This is a genomic window from Acinetobacter bohemicus ANC 3994 (assembly GCF_000367925.1).
GTDB classification, from domain to species: domain Bacteria; phylum Pseudomonadota; class Gammaproteobacteria; order Pseudomonadales; family Moraxellaceae; genus Acinetobacter; species Acinetobacter bohemicus.
In genome coordinates this window covers 161,812-182,310 of record NZ_KB849164.1, presented here as the reverse complement: position 1 = coordinate 182,310, position 20,499 = coordinate 161,812, and the positions used below count along the sequence as shown (strand labels likewise).

Here is a 20,499-nt window from a genome sequence, read left to right as displayed (position 1 = left end):
TGACACCATACAACATGGTCTTTATCTATCCAGATGAGTTTCCGAATGTCATGTATGTGTCCATAGATATAGTATGAAAAATCAAATTGAATCAAAAAAGTTGTTATTTTAATTAAAATGAAATAAATTTTATCAATTTGCTAAGTGACAAAATCAAAATGAATGATACCGACAGCCAAATTCTAGGTTTACTGCGTGACAATGCCAGAATGTCGATTACCGATTTGGCCAATAAAATTCGTGTTTCACGCGCCACCGTTCAAAAACGGATTGAATATATGGAAATGAATGGCATCATTATGGGCTATACCATCCGTATTAAGCCCAGTGCCAACCAAAATACCATTCGGGCTTGGATGAATATTATGGTGGAAGGCACCCAAACCCGTGCTGTTGTTAAAGCATTACGCCTAGATTCGGCAGTACAGACTTTACATACGACCAATGGCAAGTGGGATTTATTGGTAGAATTAGAGTCAGATAGCTTAGAAAGTTTTGATAAAATATTAGAAAGAATACGAAATATATCAGGAATTTATAACACCGAAACCAGTATTTTATTGTCTACCTATAAAGCATAAATTCTGATTCAATAAAAATAATGAAATAAAAATGAAGTATTAGCACATTGCGCATAGCAAACCTGATCAGCTCGAGTCAGGTTTGCCTTTTGTTATTCATCTGACACATTTCACCTATGCTTCAAGATAATATCGTGACAACGGAACGTGGTTATTCTTTGACTGATGCAGCAGAACCGTTTTTACCTAAAAACCGTAACCCCACGCCTGTTTCCGTCGCAATATACTGAGGATGAATGGCATCATCATTTAATTTAGCGCGTAATTTCGCCACTAAAATGCGTAAATAATGCGTATCTTGCTGATGTGTCGGCCCCCATAATTCTTTTAAAATTTGGGGTTGGGTAATCAATTGCCCACGATGTTGCGCAAGCAACATCAAGAGTTGAAATTCTTTACGGGTTAAAGATAATAACGCGTTGGATAAAAACACCTGCCGCTGGGCAAAATCAATTTTTAATACCCCATCATCAAAAATAGCGGATTCTGTTGTCTGTGCAACCTGATTTCTCAACATAACCCGTATACGTGCCATCAACTCTTGTACACTAAAAGGCTTGGTTACATAGTCATTCGCCCCTGCATCCAAAAGTGCCACTTTTTCAGTCTCATCGGCACGTACTGAAAGTATAATCACGGGGACTTGTGACCACGCCCGCAACTCTTTTAAAACCTCTTGCCCATCTAAATCAGGTAGACCTAAATCTAGAATCACCAAATCGGCACCTTGTAAGGCAAGCATTTCCAGTCCCATCTGCCCAGTTTCTGCCAAAAAAGTTTTATAGCCTTGCGCACGTAAAGCAATATCCAAAAACTTACGGATTTGTGGTTCATCATCAATGATTAATACATTCACGGCATTGCTTGGAACATTTAAATCATTCATTTTCATTTATTTCTCATTTATGCCCTGCTGTATCGGCAATACAATGCGAATACAGGTCCCGCGATGATTTTTTGCTTCAGTGGCTGAAATCTGTCCCATATGTGCCCCAATAATAGCTTTTACAATGGTCAATCCCAAACCTGTGCCGTATTGTCCACGATCGCCACGTTGCATGGTATAGAACATATCAAAAATTCGATTGCGTTCATCTTCAGGTATCCCCAAACCCTGATCACTAATCGCGATTTGTATCTGCTCCTCACTGACTTTTTTAACTTCAATTTCAACAGCTTCATCTTCAGGTGAAAATTTCGCTGCATTTTCCAATACATTAAAAATGGCTTGTTCAATTAAAGCCGCATGTACAAATAAATTCATCCCCTCTTCAGGCATGCGAATGCGTACCTGAACTTTCGGTAAATATCGCTTTAAACGGCGCACGGCTGACCCAACCAATTCGTCGACTCCAATCCAGTCCCGTTTTAAACTTAAGCCTTCGTGCCCTAAACGGGTCATATCCAATAAGTTTTGGATATAACGATCTAAGCGCTCACCTTCTAAATGAATCGCCTCAAGTAAACTGTCTTGATCTGCCTCATCCATCGCATGTCGATAATGCGTTAAAGTCTCCGCGGCTCCAATCATGGAAGCCAAAGGTGAACGTAAATCGTGTGAAACGGAGGATAACAATGCCGAACGTAATTTCTCAGTTTCAGATGTCACATTGGCGATTTCCAATTCTTTGCTCAGTTGCGTTCGTGAAATGGCCTGCGCGATATATTCAATCATGGTTTCAGCTAAACGCTTTTGTTCAACACTCAGTATGTTCATAACACTGGGAAACTTTAACCCGACCACACCCAAACATTGTTTCGATGCCAAAAGCGGCAAAAACCACCATTCATTTTCGGTCAAGGTTTGGGTAAAACGACCCGAAGGCTGCTGATTGGAAATGCTCCATGCTGCCGATATTTGCTCTTTCTCTGAAAGCGCTGAGTCAGCGTGATCATTGCCCATCAGCTCTTGATTGGAAAAATACAGCAGGACATCAGCTTGCAGATTTTTTTCTAAACTCTGTGTTGCGATTTCATTCACCTGTTCAATATTTACCGCTGTCGATAACTTCTGCCCTAAATCCTGCATGATGCTGTTATAGCTATTGGCGGCTTTTAACGCAGTCACTTGCTCACGTAAACGAGATGCCAAACGACTGGCGATCAGTGCCGCTGCAAAAAATGCCACAACGGTGATTACGCCCTGATGTGCTGAAATCTGAAAGGTGTATCGAGGTGCAATAAAGAAAAAGTTATATGCAAGGAAGAAAATGATTGCGGAACATGCTGCTGCGGTCATGCGTGTTTTGGATGCAACAAAGACCACGGCGGTAATAAAGATGATTGAAAGTTCTTCAATACCCAGATACCTCTCCCCCAAACTGGCAATGATAATGCTGATAATTGTCGTGAATAAAACCAATAGTGATTCTTTAACACTTAGAAATAAACCAATTTGGGTTACAGGGTGCAGCATTTTTTGTCCCGATGGAATCGGAACAATACTCAGCTCAAAATGTGGATGATGCTTTAAAATTTGCGCAATTAAATTGGATTTAAAATTGAAGCGATATTTTTTAGCCTGCGTCTGTGCCACCACCAAAGTTGAAATACCCCGTTCCAACGCAAACTCTGACAGTATTTTGGCATGTTGCTGACCATATAAAATTTCGGTCATCCCACCCAGTTGCCGGCATAAATTCAAGGTCCGCTCTATTTCCCTGCTTTGTGCATCTGTTTGATGCAGCTGTTGATTCTGTTTTTGCTGCTGATGCTGATCAATAAAAGCAACCACCGTCCAAGTGGCTAAACGGTTTTCAGCAAGCCGACATCCTGCGCGTACCAAAGCTTCAGATTGTCCCAAACCATCAACCATAATCAGCAAATGATTCTTAAGCGGAATTGGGGTCAGTCCTTGTAAGGCAAAATTCTCACGGACATCGCTATCGACATGACTGGCAACCGTTTGCATGGCCAGTTCACGTAAAGCAGTTAAATTTGAACTATTAAAAAAGCCATGTAATGCATGTTGAACTTGCTCGGGAATATAAACTTTGCCCTGATTTAAACGCTCTAACAACTCATTGACCGGTAAGTCAATTAAGCGAATATCCCGAATGCGATCAAAGACGCGGTCTGGTACGGTTTCTTTAACTCGAATCCCTGTAATCTGATAAATCACATCGTTTAAACTTTCCAAATGCTGAATATTCATGGTGGTAAAAACATCGATACCGGCATCAAGCAGTTCATTAATATCCTGCCAGCGTTTTTCATGCCGACTGCCGGGCATATTGGTATGGGCAAATTCATCGACCAAAACAATTTGCGCTTTCTGTTCTAAAACGGCATCTAAATCCATTTCTTCAAGATGATGCCCTTGATATTGCATCTTTTTTCGAGGAATACAGGGTAATCCCTCAATTAAACTTTCGGTTTCCGCACGACCATGCGTCTCGATATACGCAATAACAATATTTTGCCCTTGCTGAAATAAATCACGTGCTCGAACCAGCATGGCATAGGTTTTTCCTACCCCTGGAGCAGCACCTAAAAAAATGGTTAAACGCCCCGATTGATAGCGCTTGGCATGTTGCAATAAAACATCTACTTTATTCTTTCGATTTTCCATAGAAATATCTTTTTAAAATAATTAAATCAACAATGTTGCTTTTCGAAAATATAAATTATTGATACCCGAACTAAAAATAGGATACGCGGTAACGTCATCCGCTGCTGTTCGAGGCAAACAGCAATCTATTCCATCATGTTTCTGCGAAATATTTGAGCACTATTGCATTTTGACGAGTTCAGCGGATGACAAATGGTTTTGGTTACTTTTGCCATGACAAAAGTAATAAACGAGCTCCTACCATTAAACTTTATCTGGTAGGACTCCGTCGTGAAAAAATATGACTAACCCTTCTGGTAAATATACAGGAATTATTCTTTTATCTGATCCAAAGCCAAATTTAACTCAAGTACATTAATACGCTCTTGCCCCAATACACCAAATGTTGGCTTTAAGGTATATTGCTGAATCAGCTCAATCACTTGCTGATCAGACAAATGTCTCACCTCTGCAACACGTTGCACCTGAATCATGGCAGATTTCAAACTAATTTCAGGGTCAATCCCACTGCCTGAAGCCGTCACCAAATCACTCGGAATTTGACGACCATCAATATGGTCCCTAGCTTCAATATCCGCGATACGTTGCTCAATGATTTTCGTCAATTCAGGATTGGTTCTTGCCATATTACTGCCTGCCATGGCCATAGGGTCATAATTGGCTGCCGAAGGTCGGGGCTGAAAATACTTCGGATCAGTAAAGGGTTGCGCCACTAAACTGGAACCTAAAATCTTTCCATCTAATTCAATCAAGCTACCATTGGCTTGAGCTGGAAATAAAAGCTGCCCAAGTCCTGTCGCCGTTGCACTATATAAAAAACCACATAAACCCAAACCGACGATGGTCAGCCCAATTGAAGCACGAAGCAATGAGGCATATGAAGGTTGTAGCAAGTGTTCTGTATTTACAGTATTCATGTTCCGCTCCTTATACAACCAAGATTTGACTGATCACCAGATCAATGGCTTTGATGGCAATGAATGGTAAGATCACACCACCTGCACCATAAATCAGCATGTTACGGCGTAATAATTGTGTCGATGTTGATGGTTTAAATTTCACACCACGTAACGCGATTGGAATGAGTAATGGAATAATGATGGCATTAAAAATCAGTGCAGAAAGGATGGCACTTTCAGAGCTGCCCAATTGCATCACATTTAACACACTCATTTGTGGGATGGCGGCAACAAAAAGTGCCGGTAATATTGCAAAATATTTTGAAATATCATTGGCCAAAGAGAAGGTGGTCAATGCACCACGGGTAATCAATTGTTGTTTTCCAATTTCAACCACAGCCAATAATTTGGTCGGATCAGAATCTAAATCCACCATATTGCCAGCTTCTTTGGCCGCTTGTGTACCTGAGTTCATCGCCAAGCCAATATCTGCCTGTGCCAGTGCTGGTGCATCATTGGTCCCATCACCAACCATCGCAACCAAATGGCCTTTGTTTTGTTCAATACGAATACAGTTCAATTTATCTTCAGGTCTGGCTTCGGCAATATAATCATCCACGCCTGCTTCAGCGGCAATTGCAGCAGCAGTCAGCGGATTATCCCCAGTCACCATGACTGTTTTAATGCCCATTTCACGCAAACGTGCAAACTTTTCTTTAATGCCAGATTTAATTACATCCGACAGTTCAATCACGCCCAATAGGTTTTGACCATAAGCAACGACAAGCGGTGTTGCCCCTTTCGATGCGACTTGTTCAACACGGGTTTTGAGTTCGCTATTGCGGGAAATATCCTGTGAGGTGAATTTTAAAATCGCATCTAAAGCGCCCTTACGAATTTGCTGACCATTGAGCAGATTCAAACCTGAAATACGGGTTGAGGCATTAAATGGAATAAATTCAGCCTGCTCAGGTTCTAGAACCTTTTCACCCTGTTCTTTCGCCAGTGCAACCACGGATTTACCTTCAGGTGTAGGATCGGCAAGTGAGGTCAATACCGCGGCTTGACGAAGTTCCGCGTCCGAAACACCGGCTAAAGGATAAAATGCCGTCGCCTGACGATCACCATAGGTAATGGTTCCTGTTTTATCCAACAGCAAAACATCAATATCCCCTGCAACTTCAACCGCCTTACCTGATTTTGCAATCACGTTGGCTTTTAACGCACGGTTCATTCCCGCAATACCAATTGCAGGCAGTAAGCCGCCAATGGTGGTTGGAATCAAGCACACCAATAAAGCCACCAACAGAATCGGATTGATGGAAATATTCAGAAAATGCCCAATGATCGGCAAACTGACCACAACCATGACAAAAGTCACCGTCATGACGGTCAATAAAATACCCAGTGCAATTTCATTGGGTGTTTTTTGACGATTTGAACCTTCCACCAAAGCAATCATACGGTCTAAAAAGCTATTACCCACTTCTGCTGTAACTTGCACAATAATACGATCGGTTAAAACTTTGGTTCCGCCAATCACACCTGAACGATCTGTTCCTGCTTCACGTAGCACTGGTGCAGACTCACCTGTTACTGCGGCTTCATTAATGGTGGCAAAGCCATGAACGATTTCACCATCGGAGGGAATCAGTTCACCGGCACGAACCTCAATTAAATCATTCGGTTTTAATACAGTCGCAGCAACTTGTATGCCATCAATATCGTGTAAATTTGCGATCCGTCTTGCGGTTAAATTTTGACGCGCCTGTCTAAGCGATGATGCCTGACCACGCCCTTTGGCTTCTGCAATGGCTTCTGCATAATTGGCAAACAACACGGTAATCAATAAAATTAGGCTTACCAGCAAACCAAAAATAAGGCTGGCTTTGCCTAAAATGGTACTAATAAAAGTCACAATCGTGCCAAGCCACACAATTGCCATGACCGGATTCTGCATAGCATGTTGTGGGAGTAACTTAACAAAGGCATTTTTCCATGCTTCAGCTTGAAAAAGCGTTGAAGTATTTTGTTCAGAATGTACTGACTTGTTCATGAATTTCACTCCTTAGCCTTGAACCAATAACAAATGATCCGCGATTGGCCCTAACACTAAGACAGGCATAAATTGTAATAAGGTCAACATCACTACGATGGCAATTAAGGTTAAAGCAAAGGTGGGGGTTTCGACTTTTAAGCTACCATTACTTTCAGGCGCCTGACGTTTAGCGGCTAAACGTGTCGCAATAATCAGCGGAATAATTAAAGTTGGGAAACGTCCGAGTAATAAGGCTATGCTACAGGTCACATTCCACCACACCGTGTTATCTGCTAAACCTTCAAAACCTGAACCATTATTGGCAAATGCGGAAACATATTCATATAAAACTTGCGAAATGCCGTGATAGGCAGGATTACTATTGCCTGTGAGTTCAGGGAAAAATAAAGTCACCGAGGTGAATCCTAAAATCACAATTGGTTGGATCAGAATCACCACAGCCAGCAGTTTGATTTCACCCGCTTCAATTTTTCGACCAAAAAGTTCAGGAGTACGCCCAGTCATTAAACCTGCGATAAACACCGCCAAAAATAAATAGATGATGAATTGCTGCAAGCCGCAACCGATACCGCCCCAAATCGCATTAATCAGCATATCGGACAGCGCAACCAATCCTGTTAATGGCGATGCCGAATCATGCATCATATTGACTGAACCATTATTCACTTGCGTGGTTAATGCGGCCCATAGCGCAGAAGAGGATTCACCAAAACGCATTTCTTTACCTTCCATCGCAGAAATTTGCGATGCAGTTTGCGAAAGACTTTCTGACCAGATTGCACTTGAAGCTGAAATCACCGACATCAACAACATTGAGCCAAAAACAAAGGCTGCAAATTTTGGACGTTTGGTGAAAAAACCCAACATGAAAATAACGCTCACCGGAATCAATAAGATCGCCAACATTTCCATAAAGTTGGAAAATGGTGTTGGATTTTCTAAAGGTACAGCACTGTTTGGGCCATACCATCCGCCACCATTACTGCCGAGCTGTTTAATGGCAACCATCGGTGCAACAGGTCCCAATGGAATTTTTTGTGTTTTTAATTCCGCAGTCTGGTCAACAACCTGAACGTCTGGCCCACCCTGAAAGGTTGCAGGTACACCTTGGCTATTTAAAAATAATGCCCAAACCATACAAATGGGTAATAAAAAGCGAAAGGTTGGACGAATCACATCTGCCCAATAATTTCCGACATTGATGCTTTTCATTTTTTCAGCAAAGCTTTGGTCAGAAGAATGCGATGCTGTCGCCCTTTGCTCATTGGAACGATCAAAAAATAAAGCACGAACGGTTGCAACCACCATTGCCAAGCCCATCATTGGGGTAATGACTTGTAAGCCCACAATTCCAACCATTTGTGACAAATAGGAAAGCTGTGCCTGACCTGAATAATGTTGCTGATTGGTATTGGTCAAGAATGAAATCATGCTATGTAAAGCCAAATCCCATGACATATTGGGTGCATGGTTTGGATTGAACGGCAACCATGCCTGCACCATAAAGAGTGCCCAGACGACCACACCAATGACCATGCAGCTGAAGATAAAACTTAAGATATACGTTTTAACATTCATGCCTTGTTTAGGATTGGTTCCCAAAATTGCATAAATCGGTTTTTCAATCCAATTAAACAGTGGATCAATCTTCATCGTACGGTTGTGCATAATGGCAGCAAGATATTTTCCGAGTGGAACAGCCAAAAGCGTGACCATAACTAAAAGCAGAATGAGTTCTAACATGGCAACGCCCCTTGAAATAAGGTCACCCTGTTGATCTGCGTTATATTTTTAATTGTCTTGCATTGTAAGCATCTAATTTGCTGTTTTAACTGCTGATGAGCTATGAATTTAGCGTCCATCGTTTCCATCCTAAACATCGGGGATATTCCACGATGTAGTATGAAAAATAACGGCGTAAACTCTCTATTGAATAAATGACCTTAGGCGTAAAATTTGCGTAAAATTCTGCATCAAAATGGCAACGTGGTCGTACGCTAAACTATTAATTTTTCAGCAGCAACTTAACTTTTCAAAGCTTAAATATTCACATTCCATTCACACCCATCGCTCTAAAGTATCAATATAAGCTTTAAGATGGATAATGATCATGAAATACCGTAAAACAATAGCAACGTCTTTGCTGGCATTACTGTGTTTATCCGGATGTAAAAGTATCCCCAGTTATTCCGCTGATTATCATAGCGCCAAGAATAATATGACTGGCATCATGCTAAATGACGCACAAGCCTTAGCAATTGGTACACGCTTTACCTCGACCTTTAATACCTTGGGCACGCCCGAATTTGTCCAGCAAGCGAGTGCGCTATATGCAGAGCAACTTTTTATTAATGACACACTGTCTCAGTTTTCATCGCGACAAAATTTGGTTGAGCATTTCAAAGGCATGAATGAACGTGTCAGTAATGTCACGGTCAAATTATTAAGCACAAGCCATCATCAAGATTCAGCGTATGTGCATTGGTATATGGCTTATGATTTCAAATTTTTAGGCACTCATAAAAAGATGGCTTCACACGGAATAAGTGAAATTAAAGTGAATGCTGCCCAGCAAATTATTTTCCAGCAAGATTTTTGGGATCCAGCAAATGGTTTATATCGTTCACTACCCTATGTTGGAGGTGTTTACTCATGGTTATTACCATTCAAAAAATCGCCTTAAGCCTTGTTTGCCTAAGCAGTTTATCGGTCAGTGCCTTAACGCTCGACACAGCGCTCCAACCATGTGCAACAGCACCGCTTTTCATTGGCAAAAAACAAGTCGGTCAAGCAAGCTATTTTGCCCAGTCTTGTAACAAGACTTGGGAGAGTCAAAGTATTCAACTGAATTTTGCTTATACTCAAGATATTCCAGAATGGGCATTTAAACGCGCAGCCACGCATTTTTTAAAGAAAAATATTGCCAATTTTCAAGAAAACTCTGCCCTGAATCATATTACACAGCTCTACAAACCAGTCAAAAATGGCGATTTATACGCTTTGCTATATACACATCCATCGAAAACATTGACACTGTCCCTGAATCAAAAAAAATTAGGTTATATTCAAAATGATCAAGCCAATCAGTATTTTAAAATTTGGCTAGGGCCACAGCCTTTTAATGCTAAATTAAAACAACAACTCTTAAACTAAATCTCTGAATTTATTGTTATGACCAAACATTTTATCCTCATCGTCGAAGACCATTACGAGCTTGCCTCTACCCTGTCTGAGTTTTTAGAAGAGCATGGTTTTGTCATAGATCATGCACGTAATTTAGATGCGGCACGCAATTTATTAAGACAGCATCCCTATCATATTCTGTTATTGGATATTAATTTGCCGGACGGCTCAGGTTATGATCTCTGTGAATGGTTAAGGACAGAACAAAGCTTAGACCTGCCTGTGCTGATGCTGACTGCACGCGATACCTTAGATGATAAACTAAAAGGTTTTGCTTCAGGCACCGATGATTACCTAGTCAAACCTTTCGACTTTAATGAGTTGGTGGTGCGCGTTCGGGCTTTAATTAAAAGATCACTGGGTGAAGTTTCAAAGAGCCAATTGCAAATTCATGACCTTATTTTAGATAGTGCTCGTCAAAGTTTGAGCCGTGCGGGTCAAAGCATCGAACTCCCGCCAATTCAGTTTAAACTGTTAAAGCTATTAATGCGCAACTCCCCCAAAGTCATGACTAAACAAGAAATTATCATGGCCTTATGGGGTGATGCCGAGCCTGAAAGTGATGCGCTACGTAGTCATATTTATAATCTACGCAAAATGGTCGACAAACCTTTCAATCAGAAACTAATCCATACCGTGTCTGGGGTTGGCTTAAAAATTTCAATTGAAACCGATCCAGCTCAGCTAAACTAAACTAGGCAAGATACACCACCACAATCAATCCCGTTGAAGGCTTTAAATCAATATCGCTCTGGATCGTTAAATAATATTGACGATCAAACAATTCCACACGCCAGCCCAATTGCAGACACAGTTTTTGTACCAATTGCAGCCCAATACCATGCCCTTTGGTTTCTAATTTAAGTTGCCGGCTCGACAATTCCTGTACTTTCACATCATTGGGTAAATTGATGCCAATGCCATTATCAGCAATTAACACTTTATTTTTTTGCAAAATAATATCAATTTCTGAACCTTGCGAATAATTTAAGGCATTACGCAAAATATTACCAAAGACCATTTTGGTCATAGACGGATAAAGTTGACGTGTCTGTTCATCTCCATGCTGTTGAAGATGAATCTGTATCCCTTTGGCCTGCCCCACACTGTCTAAATCGACTTGTAATTCCTGTAAAATATTGAATAGTGATCTATGTTCTGGAGTCAGCGTATTGGTGGTATTACGCGCAATTGCCAACAAGGTATCGACCAATAACTGCATATCTTCAATGGTATTGCCCAAACGCGTAAAAGCTTTGTTATCACCATAACGTGCTTGGCAAAGTTGCACATTGCCTTTTAAAATCGTCAACGGTGTGCGAAGCTCATGACTGACATCACCGCTAAACTCACGTTCACGACGAATAAACTCACTTAATACCTGATGATATTTCTCTAGCGCTTGTTTTAAATATTCCGCTTCCATGTTGGCATCCGTGCTGATGTCCTGAAACGGCGACGCTTCTTTATTTTGATGTTCCCAGTCGATATTTTCTAAAGCATTGGCCAGTCGGGTAATTGGAGAAAAGTATCGGCGCGCACGACGATTCCACCACCACAGCACACTATAAAGGATAAATAGGCTAAACATTAACGGTGCCAAACCAAACAACCAAACCAGCTTATTGACGTTACTCTCGCCAAAAACTAAAAGTACATGCTGTCCATTGCGTTCTCCATAAACGGTCATGCGCTCTTTGCCATCAATAAAATGACGGTCAATACCTGATTTTAACTGCATATTTTGAAACTTGCTTGGCCTAACCCCGTTCCATCGGTAGCCATACAAATTTTTCGTATCGGGTAAATCTGCCTTTGGATTACGCTCAACACGCATCCAATAATGCTCCATTTCCTGTTCAAGCGCCGTTTTCAGCAATGTGCCTTTAATCACCCATGCACTGCATGAAATACCAATCACAATTGATAACGCAATCAGTCCAATTTGCAACCAATAGTAACGATTAAAGACTTCACCCAAGGGATGAGCACGGTTGCCCTTAAATAGCTTCAACATAGACTCAATCCCTTACCTGACCAACGAAGGGTCAAATTCAATTTAGATTATAGGACTTTCTTTTTAAACAAAAAGTGACCAATTACCCACTCTTGCCCCTGCTCAAAACCAAATAATTCAGCACAGGCCATAAAGAAAATCCTCCAACGTTGCCACCACGCTGCGGCAGCCTTGCCATAGGTTTTTTCAAATAAGGGTTTTAAGCGTTGCTCATGCCGATCCATATTTTCCAGCCAAGCATTGGCAGTGCGTTCATACTGTGTCCCTGACCACTGCCAATGCTGCTCTAACTGTAAATGATCTTGAAAATGTAAGAAAGTTGAAGCCGATGGCATGAGTCCACCGCTAAAGAAATATTTTGACATCCAATCATATTCATTCTTAATTTCAAATGGATAATGTAAAAAACGATGGCAAAAAATATGACACCAAAGTAATCCTTCAGGCTTCAGCCAAGTGTTTATTTTTTCAAATAGTTTTTGATAATTACGCACATGTTCAAACATTTCCACCGATACGACTCGATCAAATGTAGCACTTTCAAGTTCCAATACATTCACATCACAAGTGATTACACTCAAATTGTTAAACTGTCGTAATTTAGCTTGTTGTTGAATATATTTACGTTGCGTTGCAGAATTAGAGACCACGGTAATGCTTGCCTTCGGATAGTGCTCTGCCATCCATAGACTTAAAGATCCCCAACCACAACCGATCTCTAGAATATGTTGACCATCTTGTAATTGCGCACGTTGACAATAGCTCGCTAAAGCCAGTTCCTCAGCTTCATCTAACGTGGTTTGAGCATCGGCAAATAAACTTGCACTGTACTTTAAGCGTTTGCCCAGCACAGCCTGAAAAAATTCAGTTGGTAACTCATAATGCTGTTCATTGGCCTTATCGGTTTCGATGGCAATTTCACTGTGTTTGAGCATGTTCAGTACGTCCATATAACGCTGGGCGCCCTGTTCAGGATCATAACGTCCTTCTTGTATTAAGCGTTTTTTACTTAAGCCCCGTATTGCAGCACGAATCGCCTGATCTGGAAGCAATCCACTTTCGACAATTCTTAGCGACTGTTGAATAATAAAATCCATAGGTTGTCCTACTCTTTAGGTTGCCAGGGAATAAACATTGACGTGCGTTGTTGATAATCTCGGTAGTTTTGACCGCGATGACGTAATGCTTGTTGTTCACTAAACGGAATACCTGTGATGTAGTACAAAAACAACCACATCAATACGGGATAAATCCATAACATATACAGCCCAGCCGCAAGACCTAAAATGGGATAGGCAAACCAATGCAGCCATTCAAAAAAATAATTTGGATGCCGTGAATATTTCCATAAGCCTTGATCCATAGTTTTACCCTGATGGGCAGGATTTTGTTTAAATCGATACAGTTGATGATCGGCCAGACTTTCCCCCATAAATGCCACCAGCATAATCAATGCGGCAGCGATCAGTACCCAACTGCTCCAGTCATTCCACTGCATCTGTGTGGTACTCAGTAGCGCCAGCATCGGATATAAAAATAGAATCGCAAGACCCGCTTGAAACATGAAAAAAGCTAAAAAACCAAGATGCTGGAATGCCCCCATAGCACGGCGCATATTGGCATAACGACGATCTTCTTCGGTTTCATGCCCATAACGACGCAATAAATGCCATGTCAGGCGTAAAAACCAAATACTGCTTGCAAGACCAATAAAGACACGCACGGCCATTGGTGCGGTATTCAGAAAAAGTGCGGCCCATATGACATTGAAGGCAATACTGAAACTCCATGCAACATCGACTAAACCTGCACGATGGTTATAAGTCACAATGACCCAGCAACACAGCATAATGAAGACGTCAAGCAACAATAAATCCAACAGCATTTAGCGTTCTCCTTGGCAAATTCATATAGAAGGTTGAAATTTAATATGCACTGACCTCAAACAACATATGCACATCACTAATCACGCCTTCCTTAAAACCACCTTCGCAATAGCACAAGTAAAAATCCCACATACGGATAAAGTTTTCGTCAAAACCCAGTGCAAGGACTTGTTCACGTGCAGCTAAAAAATTTTTCCGCCAAAGATGTAATGTTTGGGCATAACTTTGCCCAATATCTTCCAAGTGTTTTAAACGTAATTTTTGTTCTGATGCCGTTTGAGTTAAGACACTGATACACGGAATGAAACTGCCGGGAAAAATATAACGCTTAATATAATCCACAGTATTTAACGCTTTTTTATAACGCGCATCTTCAATGGTAATCGCCTGAATCAGAGCCAAACCATTCGGTTTTAACAAATTGCGACATTGCTGAAAATAAGTCGGTAAGTAGGGTTCACCCACGGCTTCAATCATTTCAATAGAAACCAGTTTGTCGAATTTCCCTTCCAGCAAGCGGTAATCTTTTAACTGTACATCGACACGATGTGCCAAACCAGCAGCATCTACACGCGCCACGGCTTCATCATATTGCGCTTGTGAAATGGTAATCGTGGTAACTTTGCAGCCATAATGTTGTGCTGCATAAATTGCAAACCCGCCCCAGCCACTGCCAATTTCCACCAAATGATCCATCGGTTTAAGCTGTAATTTTTGACAAATCAGCTCTTTTTTATAATTTGAAGCCTGTTCTAAACTCATACTCGGTTCTTTAAATACAGCACTGGAATACATCAGTGATGGATCAAGAAACAACTTAAAGAAATCATTACTCAGGTCATAATGATCAGCAATATTTTTTCGACTACCATCGATTGAGTTTTTACGTGTTTTGTACCATGCCTTTAAAAAGATTTGGCTGGCTTGAGAAATGATATTTTGATTAAGTTTATCTAAAACATCTCGATTACGCGCCAGAATTTGGATCAGTTCGACTAAATGATCCGTACTCCAATAGCCCCGAATATAGCCTTCGGCTGCACCCAATACACCATTTTTAAAAATCAACTCCATCAGTTTTTTATTATGAACTCGAACTACAGCACTTAACTCAATACTGTCGCCGACAAAACCATTCCAGACCCCTTGAAATATAATTTGACCGTGACGCAACTTAAATAAACTACGTAAAACCAAAGGTAGCGAATCTTGTTCACTGGAAATGAGTGTTTTCATAATATTGTATTTCCCTTGTTTTTCTTGGGATGTCGATAAAATGGAACTTTTTTCGTCCATAAACGAAAAGCGTTCCAATAAATACCCGCCATCATTTTAAAAGGTTCAAAGACACAGGAAATAGCATAACGATAGTGTTGTGAAGGAACTGTGATGGGATGCAGTGAAAAACGCATTGTGGCATCAAATTGCACTACATCCTGTTGAAACAACTGCATATGGATGACAGTTTGCTGTTCTGAAAAATTAAAGCGCCAACAATAATCCATATCCATCGGCATAAAAGGTGAGACATGAAATGATTTTTCAAACTCGAACGAATAGCTTTGAAAATGTGAATGTTGAACTGCTTTATCCCGACAATCGTGGATATAAACCTGACGTTCATTCCAAGGGGTATTGGTGATTTCACTCAAAATAAAGATCGGATGCTCAGTGGCATCCAAAATAAAATAAAAGACCACCGAGTTAAAATAAAAACCCAAGGTGCGTGGTAGTGCCAACACACGAATTTGAGTATCTGAAGCCAAGATAATATTGACTTGTTTAAGGAGTATTTTTTTAATTTTTTCCCGAATTGAACCATGCTCTGCAATTAAAAAATCATCTGCATCTAGCCGCAGCACACTCCAGCGCTTCAATGACCACAACCATGATTGCTGCGTAATAGAATCCATCTGATCGGGATCAAACCATAGGTAGCTTAATTGCGCGTCAAATTCATGTGACTTCGGCAAATAGCGACGATGCCTGATCATGGCAGGCGCAACAGCAAGTGAGGTCATCAACATACCATGCTCCTAAGCAGGCTCGGCTACGAACTGTGCCAATTGCTCCACCACTTTCGCCGCACTACGCGCACCATCCTCATGAAATCCCCAACCCCAATAAGCCCCACAAAATGAGGTTCGATTTTGTCCATTAATTTCTGCCCAACGCGCTTGCGCCGCAATGGCTGCTGCATTAAAAATGGGATGGCGATACTGGCGTTCGACCCAAATAAACTTGGGATTAATGCGAAAATTCGGATTCAGCGTGGCAAAAATTTGTGTTTTACAGGATAAATTTTGCAGCTTGTTCATCCAGTAGCTAAAACCATAGTGAACCTTTGCATGCTGAAATACGGCTTCAACATCAGATTCAGCTTCAGTGACATGCACATGCCAGCTCGCCCATTGAGACTTGCGTTTCGGCATGATACTCAGGTCGCTATGTACCACCATTCGATTATCTTGATAAGAAAAGTTTGCCAGTACATCTTGCTCAAGTGTTGTCGCATCCGCTAAAAGTTTTAAACTATCATCGGCGTGGTTGGCAAAAACCACCCAGTCAAACTGCTGTGTATCCACGTCTGTTTGAACAATCACCTGATCGGATAACCGTGATACGCTGTTGACCGCAAGTTGCTTAAACACAATGTTGGGTGACTGTTGCTGAATGGCTTGAACATAGCGAGCAGAACCGCCTTTGACTGTTTGCCATTGTGGCCGGTCTTTGAGCTGTAACATTCGATGGTGCTGAAAAAAACTGACCACAAATTTATAAGGAATTTGTCCCACTTGCTCAATTGGGCATGACCAGAGTGCACCACACATCGGATATAAATGCTCTTGGCGGAAGGCCTCTGAATAGCCATTTTGGTCTAAATAATCTTCTATACTTAATGTGATCTCGCAATCATCGACCATCACTTCTTTATTTGCTGCATAAAATCTAAATAGATCGGCTAACATTACTCTAAAATTAGATTTCAAAAAATTCTGCGGTCGGCACAGTAATGATATTTTTTTCGATGGATTATATTGTAGCCCCGTCACCTGATTATTCACAGAAAAGCCCATATCACTGCTTTGAGCTTTGACCCCAAGTTCAGCAAGCATTTGACTAAAAAGTGGGTAGTTATAGTCGTTAAATACGATAAAACCACTATCGACGGCAAGCATCTGCCCCTCTATTTCTAGATCATGCGTATCTGTATGACCGCCAAAATAATTATTTTTCTCAAAAACAGTCACTTGATGTTGCTTTGAAAGTTTCCATGCCGCATATAACCCAGAAATACCCGAACCAATAATGGCAATTTTCATGAAGACTCCCCAGTTTGAATATTCTTTGTATTGGTCTTAATTAATTTTTTTGCTGCTACGGATGATTGCGCTATTTTACTTAGCTCATAAACCCGCGCTGGAATTGGCTTGAATCCCCAGACCAAGCCAAACCAAGACATCATTTTTAAAAGGTAATAAGTGATATCAATTTGCCACCAATAAAAGCCTTGCCGTGTACTGCCTGCATAAAAATGGTGATTGTTATGCCAACCCTCACCTAACGTAATAATGGATAAAAATAAATTATTGCGGCTTTGATCTTGAGTTTCAAAGTCACGACTGCCGTAGAGATGGGCAAGTGAATTAATACACAAAGTCGCATGAATCAGTAATACAGTTGAAATGACAAACCCCCAGACCAACAACTGTAAACCCGATGTTGCAAGAAATGGATAGGCAACAGCCAACCATTCTCCTAATATATAAATTGCCCCCGCAGTCATGAATACAATGATAAAGCTAAATCGGTCAAGCCAAATAAGTTCAGGATATTTCAACCAATCTTTAATCACTTCTTTGCGTGTGGCAAAGTTATATTCATTTAAAAACCACCCTACATGACTGTACCAAAATCCATGAGTAGATGAATGCGGATCTTGCTCTGTATCAGTAAATCGATGATGATAACGATGATGGGCCGCCCACCACAAAGGTCCACGCTGTGCGCTCATCGTGCCAAGCAACACAAAAATAAATTGCACCGTCCTTGAAGTCTGAAAAGTCTTATGTGACAAATAACGATGGAAAAATGCGGTAATTGAGAACATGCGAATCAAATAAAAAATCAGCATGAAGGCAACTGCGAACCACGAGACCCCCACCCAAAATACGCCAAGACAAGCAATATGCAGAATAATAAAGGGGAAAATCCGCAGCCATTGAATTTTCTTTTTCTCAGATGAAATGGTCTCTGCCTGAACAGCTATGGACCAACTATCTACCCAGCGCATAAGACTTTTGAACATCGCTAATCCTAATTTCAAAATTATTAGATTTTGTTTAAATGAGTTTAATGGAGTCGACATGAAATTTATGTGAAGCAGATGCTTTTTAGCGCAGTCATGGAAATAAATCGATACGATCTCAATTGCGCGTTAAAAATATAGATCATTTATTTAGTCTTTACTGTATTGCCTATTTGGCCATTCGCCATATAGCCTAACCCCCTGCAAGCTAACACACTCCAAATAGGCATTCATTTTTACAGCTCAGTAATTTCCTGATTTATTCGCTGCTGGCTTATTATTTAAGTAAAAACTTTGAGCATTATAGCAATCCTGCTTTGCACACATTTCCATTTGTCTTAACCATTTTTCACGTTTCAGTTCACTGGAACCGCGAACAGAACCGATATAAACCGTTTTGATCTTTTTTACCCCACAAAATTCTAAGGTGGTTTTTTTCAGCTGCCGAGTACTCGGTTCAGCAAAATACCACTTATAGAACCAACCTGGCTGATCCAATGTTGTAATTATTCTGGCTGTTTTATTGACTAAATGGCCTTTAATGCGATTACTGTTTTCATAATAGCTAAAGGCAGTACTCGGTAAAAATACACGATCAATAAAACCTTTAGTCACTGCTGGCAGCCCGCCCCACCACACAGGAAAAACCCAGACCAAATGATCAGCAAGCTCAATTTTTTTCCAAGCTTCGATTAAATCTGGCTCTAGTTCCATTCTCTTTTCATAGCCATTTTTAAGATTAGGATCAAAATGCAATTGCCCCACTTCAATCAAATCGACCTGAACGTTGTACTTGGCTACGGACGTTATATATGCATCTGCCAATGCAGCATTGAAGCTGCTTTTTGAAGGATGCCCATTGATGACAACTATTCGTTTATATGCACTATGGCTCATAATCATCTCTAAAATTAAAATATTTATTTTTCAGATTACAACTGATATTTGAAAAATAAGTAGCAAATTTATCTCATAAAATTTAAGATATCAATTGTTATCTCATTTATTTCGCTTTCATGAATTCAACAAAACTATCACGTGATGAAAAACAGCTTAAAACTCGCCTAGCCCTTATTGAGTCTGGATTTTCTTTAATTTCCACTCATGGTTATGGTGCTGTTTCTATTAGAAATATTTCTAAACATGCCAACTACACTCAAGGTGCTTTTTATTCAAATTTTAGTAATAAAGAAGATTTTTTATTAGAATTAATGCGACTGCAATTTGAGAAAGAAAATCTTCAACTTCAAACGATAATATCCAAAGAAGACTTAAATAGTGATTATTCGATTGAGAAACTTCGTGTTTGGCTAAGTGATTTTTTTAATAACTTTGAATGGTTAAAAATATCAATTGAGCTTCAATTATATGCAGCGCGTGATAAATCTTTTGCATTAGAATATCAAAAAGTTTGGCAGACACATAAAGATGAAGTAGCCAAAATTTTAATCTGCCTCATTCCAGCAGCACAACCTGTAGATCAAAATCAGATTGAGACGATTACCGCTGAGTTAATTTCATTAAGTTATGGTTTAGCATTGCAATATATGATTTTTAAAGATGATGTTGAAAAATATATCAATATCATTATTCAAAGTTTAAATCATCGGATTGAAACAACAAGCGTAATCCTACCATGAGTTGCCATAACATCAAAGCTATGCAGTTTTTGATACTAGACAAAACTATTAAAAAATTATGAAATTTACGGAATAAGGCTCCTCATCCCTCTAAATTATTAAATCTTTTTGCTCAAGGTTTTTAGGACCTAACCAACTATTTACAGAATACTGTGTTACCCGATTTATAGTAAATTTCAATCTATTCAAATCAGACAGCATTCGCTTCTTTTGGAGTAGAAAGTAGCCCGCTATGTACAAAAAATTTACTCTTCTGGCGAAGACTATCAACACCTAATTTGCAGATTTATATCAGTTTAATTAATGGGCAAAAAAGAGAATATCTATGGTTTGATACTGTATGAGGAGCATGGC

General features: G+C 40.3%; 18 protein-coding genes. 5 read left to right on the top strand and 13 right to left on the bottom strand.

The genetic code is table 11. From position 1 onward, the window contains the following. Window positions 1-158: 158 nt before the first annotated feature. The gene (locus tag F994_RS00885; protein ID WP_004648109.1) at window positions 159-581 is read left to right on the top strand and encodes an Lrp/AsnC family transcriptional regulator; all 423 of its coding nucleotides are present in this window, start codon (window positions 159-161) and stop codon (window positions 579-581) included. 151 nt (window positions 582-732) lie between these two features. On the opposite strand, the gene F994_RS00880 is transcribed toward F994_RS00885, so the two are convergent. From F994_RS00880 to kdpA, 5 genes are all read right to left on the bottom strand, one after another. Continuing rightward, window positions 733-1,467: a response regulator gene (locus F994_RS00880; protein ID WP_034696598.1), complete on the bottom strand. Its 735-nt coding sequence runs from the start codon at window positions 1,465-1,467 to the stop codon at window positions 733-735. A gap of 6 nt (window positions 1,468-1,473) precedes the next feature. Continuing rightward, complete coding sequence (locus tag F994_RS00875) at window positions 1,474-4,152, bottom strand: sensor histidine kinase (protein ID WP_004648106.1); 2,679 nt, start codon at window positions 4,150-4,152, stop codon at window positions 1,474-1,476. Between the two features lie 311 nt (window positions 4,153-4,463). Then, window positions 4,464-5,069: a potassium-transporting ATPase subunit KdpC gene (kdpC, locus tag F994_RS00870; protein WP_004648105.1), complete on the bottom strand. Its 606-nt coding sequence runs from the start codon at window positions 5,067-5,069 to the stop codon at window positions 4,464-4,466. Window positions 5,070-5,079: 10 nt separating this feature from the next. After that, window positions 5,080-7,107 carry a potassium-transporting ATPase subunit KdpB gene (kdpB, locus tag F994_RS00865; RefSeq protein WP_004648104.1) on the bottom strand — a complete coding sequence of 676 codons (2,028 nt, stop codon included), beginning with the start codon at window positions 7,105-7,107 and terminating at the stop codon, window positions 5,080-5,082. Window positions 7,108-7,119: 12 nt separating this feature from the next. Beyond that, window positions 7,120-8,853, bottom strand: coding sequence for a potassium-transporting ATPase subunit KdpA (kdpA, locus tag F994_RS00860; RefSeq protein ID WP_004648103.1), 1,734 nt, complete (start codon window positions 8,851-8,853; stop codon window positions 7,120-7,122). Between the two features lie 367 nt (window positions 8,854-9,220). Here kdpA and F994_RS00855 point away from each other — a divergent pair, with 367 nt between their 5' ends. From F994_RS00855 to F994_RS17340, 3 genes are read left to right on the top strand one after another with little or no spacing between them, the layout of a single operon-like run. Next, window positions 9,221-9,793 carry a hypothetical protein gene (locus tag F994_RS00855; RefSeq protein ID WP_004648102.1) on the top strand — a complete coding sequence of 191 codons (573 nt, stop codon included), beginning with the start codon at window positions 9,221-9,223 and terminating at the stop codon, window positions 9,791-9,793. Then, the gene (locus F994_RS17345; protein WP_004648100.1) at window positions 9,763-10,263 is read left to right on the top strand and encodes a chalcone isomerase family protein; all 501 of its coding nucleotides are present in this window, start codon (window positions 9,763-9,765) and stop codon (window positions 10,261-10,263) included. The genes F994_RS00855 and F994_RS17345 overlap by 31 nt, the downstream gene beginning before the upstream one ends. Before the next feature lie 18 nt (window positions 10,264-10,281). Continuing rightward, complete coding sequence (locus F994_RS17340; protein ID WP_004648099.1) at window positions 10,282-10,986, top strand: response regulator transcription factor; 705 nt, start codon at window positions 10,282-10,284, stop codon at window positions 10,984-10,986. 1 nt (window position 10,987) lies between these two features. On the opposite strand, the gene F994_RS00840 is transcribed toward F994_RS17340, so the two are convergent. From F994_RS00840 to F994_RS00805, 8 genes are all read right to left on the bottom strand, one after another. Next, window positions 10,988-12,310, bottom strand: a complete 1,323-nt coding sequence (locus F994_RS00840) for a sensor histidine kinase (RefSeq protein WP_004648098.1) — start codon at window positions 12,308-12,310, stop codon at window positions 10,988-10,990. A gap of 47 nt (window positions 12,311-12,357) precedes the next feature. After that, the gene (locus F994_RS00835; protein WP_004648097.1) at window positions 12,358-13,407 is read right to left on the bottom strand and encodes an SAM-dependent methyltransferase; all 1,050 of its coding nucleotides are present in this window, start codon (window positions 13,405-13,407) and stop codon (window positions 12,358-12,360) included. An 8-nt stretch (window positions 13,408-13,415) separates the two neighbouring features. Continuing rightward, the gene (locus F994_RS00830) at window positions 13,416-14,195 is read right to left on the bottom strand and encodes a DUF1295 domain-containing protein (RefSeq protein ID WP_004648095.1); all 780 of its coding nucleotides are present in this window, start codon (window positions 14,193-14,195) and stop codon (window positions 13,416-13,418) included. A gap of 40 nt (window positions 14,196-14,235) precedes the next feature. Continuing rightward, window positions 14,236-15,432, bottom strand: coding sequence for an SAM-dependent methyltransferase (locus tag F994_RS00825; protein ID WP_004648094.1), 1,197 nt, complete (start codon window positions 15,430-15,432; stop codon window positions 14,236-14,238). Then, a complete protein-coding gene (locus F994_RS00820; protein WP_004648093.1) occupies window positions 15,429-16,223 on the bottom strand; it encodes a DUF1365 domain-containing protein in 795 nt (264 codons plus the stop codon). Before F994_RS00820 ends, F994_RS00825 begins: the two co-directional genes overlap by 4 nt. A gap of 9 nt (window positions 16,224-16,232) precedes the next feature. Next, the gene (locus F994_RS00815) at window positions 16,233-17,519 is read right to left on the bottom strand and encodes an NAD(P)/FAD-dependent oxidoreductase (protein ID WP_004648092.1); all 1,287 of its coding nucleotides are present in this window, start codon (window positions 17,517-17,519) and stop codon (window positions 16,233-16,235) included. Next, the gene (locus tag F994_RS00810) at window positions 17,516-18,505 is read right to left on the bottom strand and encodes an acyl-CoA desaturase (protein WP_004648091.1); all 990 of its coding nucleotides are present in this window, start codon (window positions 18,503-18,505) and stop codon (window positions 17,516-17,518) included. Before F994_RS00810 ends, F994_RS00815 begins: the two co-directional genes overlap by 4 nt. Before the next feature lie 243 nt (window positions 18,506-18,748). Beyond that, window positions 18,749-19,402 (bottom strand): NAD(P)H-dependent oxidoreductase, encoded by a 654-nt coding sequence (locus tag F994_RS00805; protein ID WP_004648090.1) that lies wholly within the window; start codon window positions 19,400-19,402, stop codon window positions 18,749-18,751. A gap of 119 nt (window positions 19,403-19,521) precedes the next feature. Between F994_RS00805 and F994_RS00800 the strand changes: the two genes are divergently transcribed. Further along, window positions 19,522-20,145 carry a TetR/AcrR family transcriptional regulator gene (locus F994_RS00800; RefSeq protein ID WP_004648088.1) on the top strand — a complete coding sequence of 208 codons (624 nt, stop codon included), beginning with the start codon at window positions 19,522-19,524 and terminating at the stop codon, window positions 20,143-20,145. Window positions 20,146-20,499 lie beyond the last annotated feature (354 nt).

Bases quoted from the DNA above. Each gene is read 5' to 3' on its own strand.
- kdpC (WP_004648105.1), bottom strand. From the start codon at position 5,069: ATGAATACTGTAAATACAGAACACTTGCTACAACCTTCATATGCCTCA.
- F994_RS00815 (WP_004648092.1), bottom strand. From the start codon at position 17,519: ATGAAAATTGCCATTATTGGTTCGGGTATTTCTGGGTTATATGCGGCA.
- F994_RS00800 (WP_004648088.1), top strand. From the start codon at position 19,522: ATGAATTCAACAAAACTATCACGTGATGAAAAACAGCTTAAAACTCGC.
- kdpA (WP_004648103.1), bottom strand. From the start codon at position 8,853: ATGTTAGAACTCATTCTGCTTTTAGTTATGGTCACGCTTTTGGCTGTT.
- F994_RS00885 (WP_004648109.1), top strand. From the start codon at position 159: ATGAATGATACCGACAGCCAAATTCTAGGTTTACTGCGTGACAATGCC.
- F994_RS17340 (WP_004648099.1), top strand. From the start codon at position 10,282: ATGACCAAACATTTTATCCTCATCGTCGAAGACCATTACGAGCTTGCC.
- F994_RS00835 (WP_004648097.1), bottom strand. From the start codon at position 13,407: ATGGATTTTATTATTCAACAGTCGCTAAGAATTGTCGAAAGTGGATTG.
- F994_RS00840 (WP_004648098.1), bottom strand. From the start codon at position 12,310: ATGTTGAAGCTATTTAAGGGCAACCGTGCTCATCCCTTGGGTGAAGTC.
- F994_RS17345 (WP_004648100.1), top strand. From the start codon at position 9,763: ATGGTTATTACCATTCAAAAAATCGCCTTAAGCCTTGTTTGCCTAAGC.
- F994_RS00880 (WP_034696598.1), bottom strand. From the start codon at position 1,467: ATGAATGATTTAAATGTTCCAAGCAATGCCGTGAATGTATTAATCATT.
- kdpB (WP_004648104.1), bottom strand. From the start codon at position 7,107: ATGAACAAGTCAGTACATTCTGAACAAAATACTTCAACGCTTTTTCAA.
- F994_RS00875 (WP_004648106.1), bottom strand. From the start codon at position 4,152: ATGGAAAATCGAAAGAATAAAGTAGATGTTTTATTGCAACATGCCAAG.
- F994_RS00855 (WP_004648102.1), top strand. From the start codon at position 9,221: ATGAAATACCGTAAAACAATAGCAACGTCTTTGCTGGCATTACTGTGT.
- F994_RS00805 (WP_004648090.1), bottom strand. From the start codon at position 19,402: ATGAGCCATAGTGCATATAAACGAATAGTTGTCATCAATGGGCATCCT.
- F994_RS00820 (WP_004648093.1), bottom strand. From the start codon at position 16,223: ATGTTGATGACCTCACTTGCTGTTGCGCCTGCCATGATCAGGCATCGT.
- F994_RS00830 (WP_004648095.1), bottom strand. From the start codon at position 14,195: ATGCTGTTGGATTTATTGTTGCTTGACGTCTTCATTATGCTGTGTTGC.
- F994_RS00825 (WP_004648094.1), bottom strand. From the start codon at position 15,432: ATGAAAACACTCATTTCCAGTGAACAAGATTCGCTACCTTTGGTTTTA.
- F994_RS00810 (WP_004648091.1), bottom strand. From the start codon at position 18,505: ATGTTCAAAAGTCTTATGCGCTGGGTAGATAGTTGGTCCATAGCTGTT.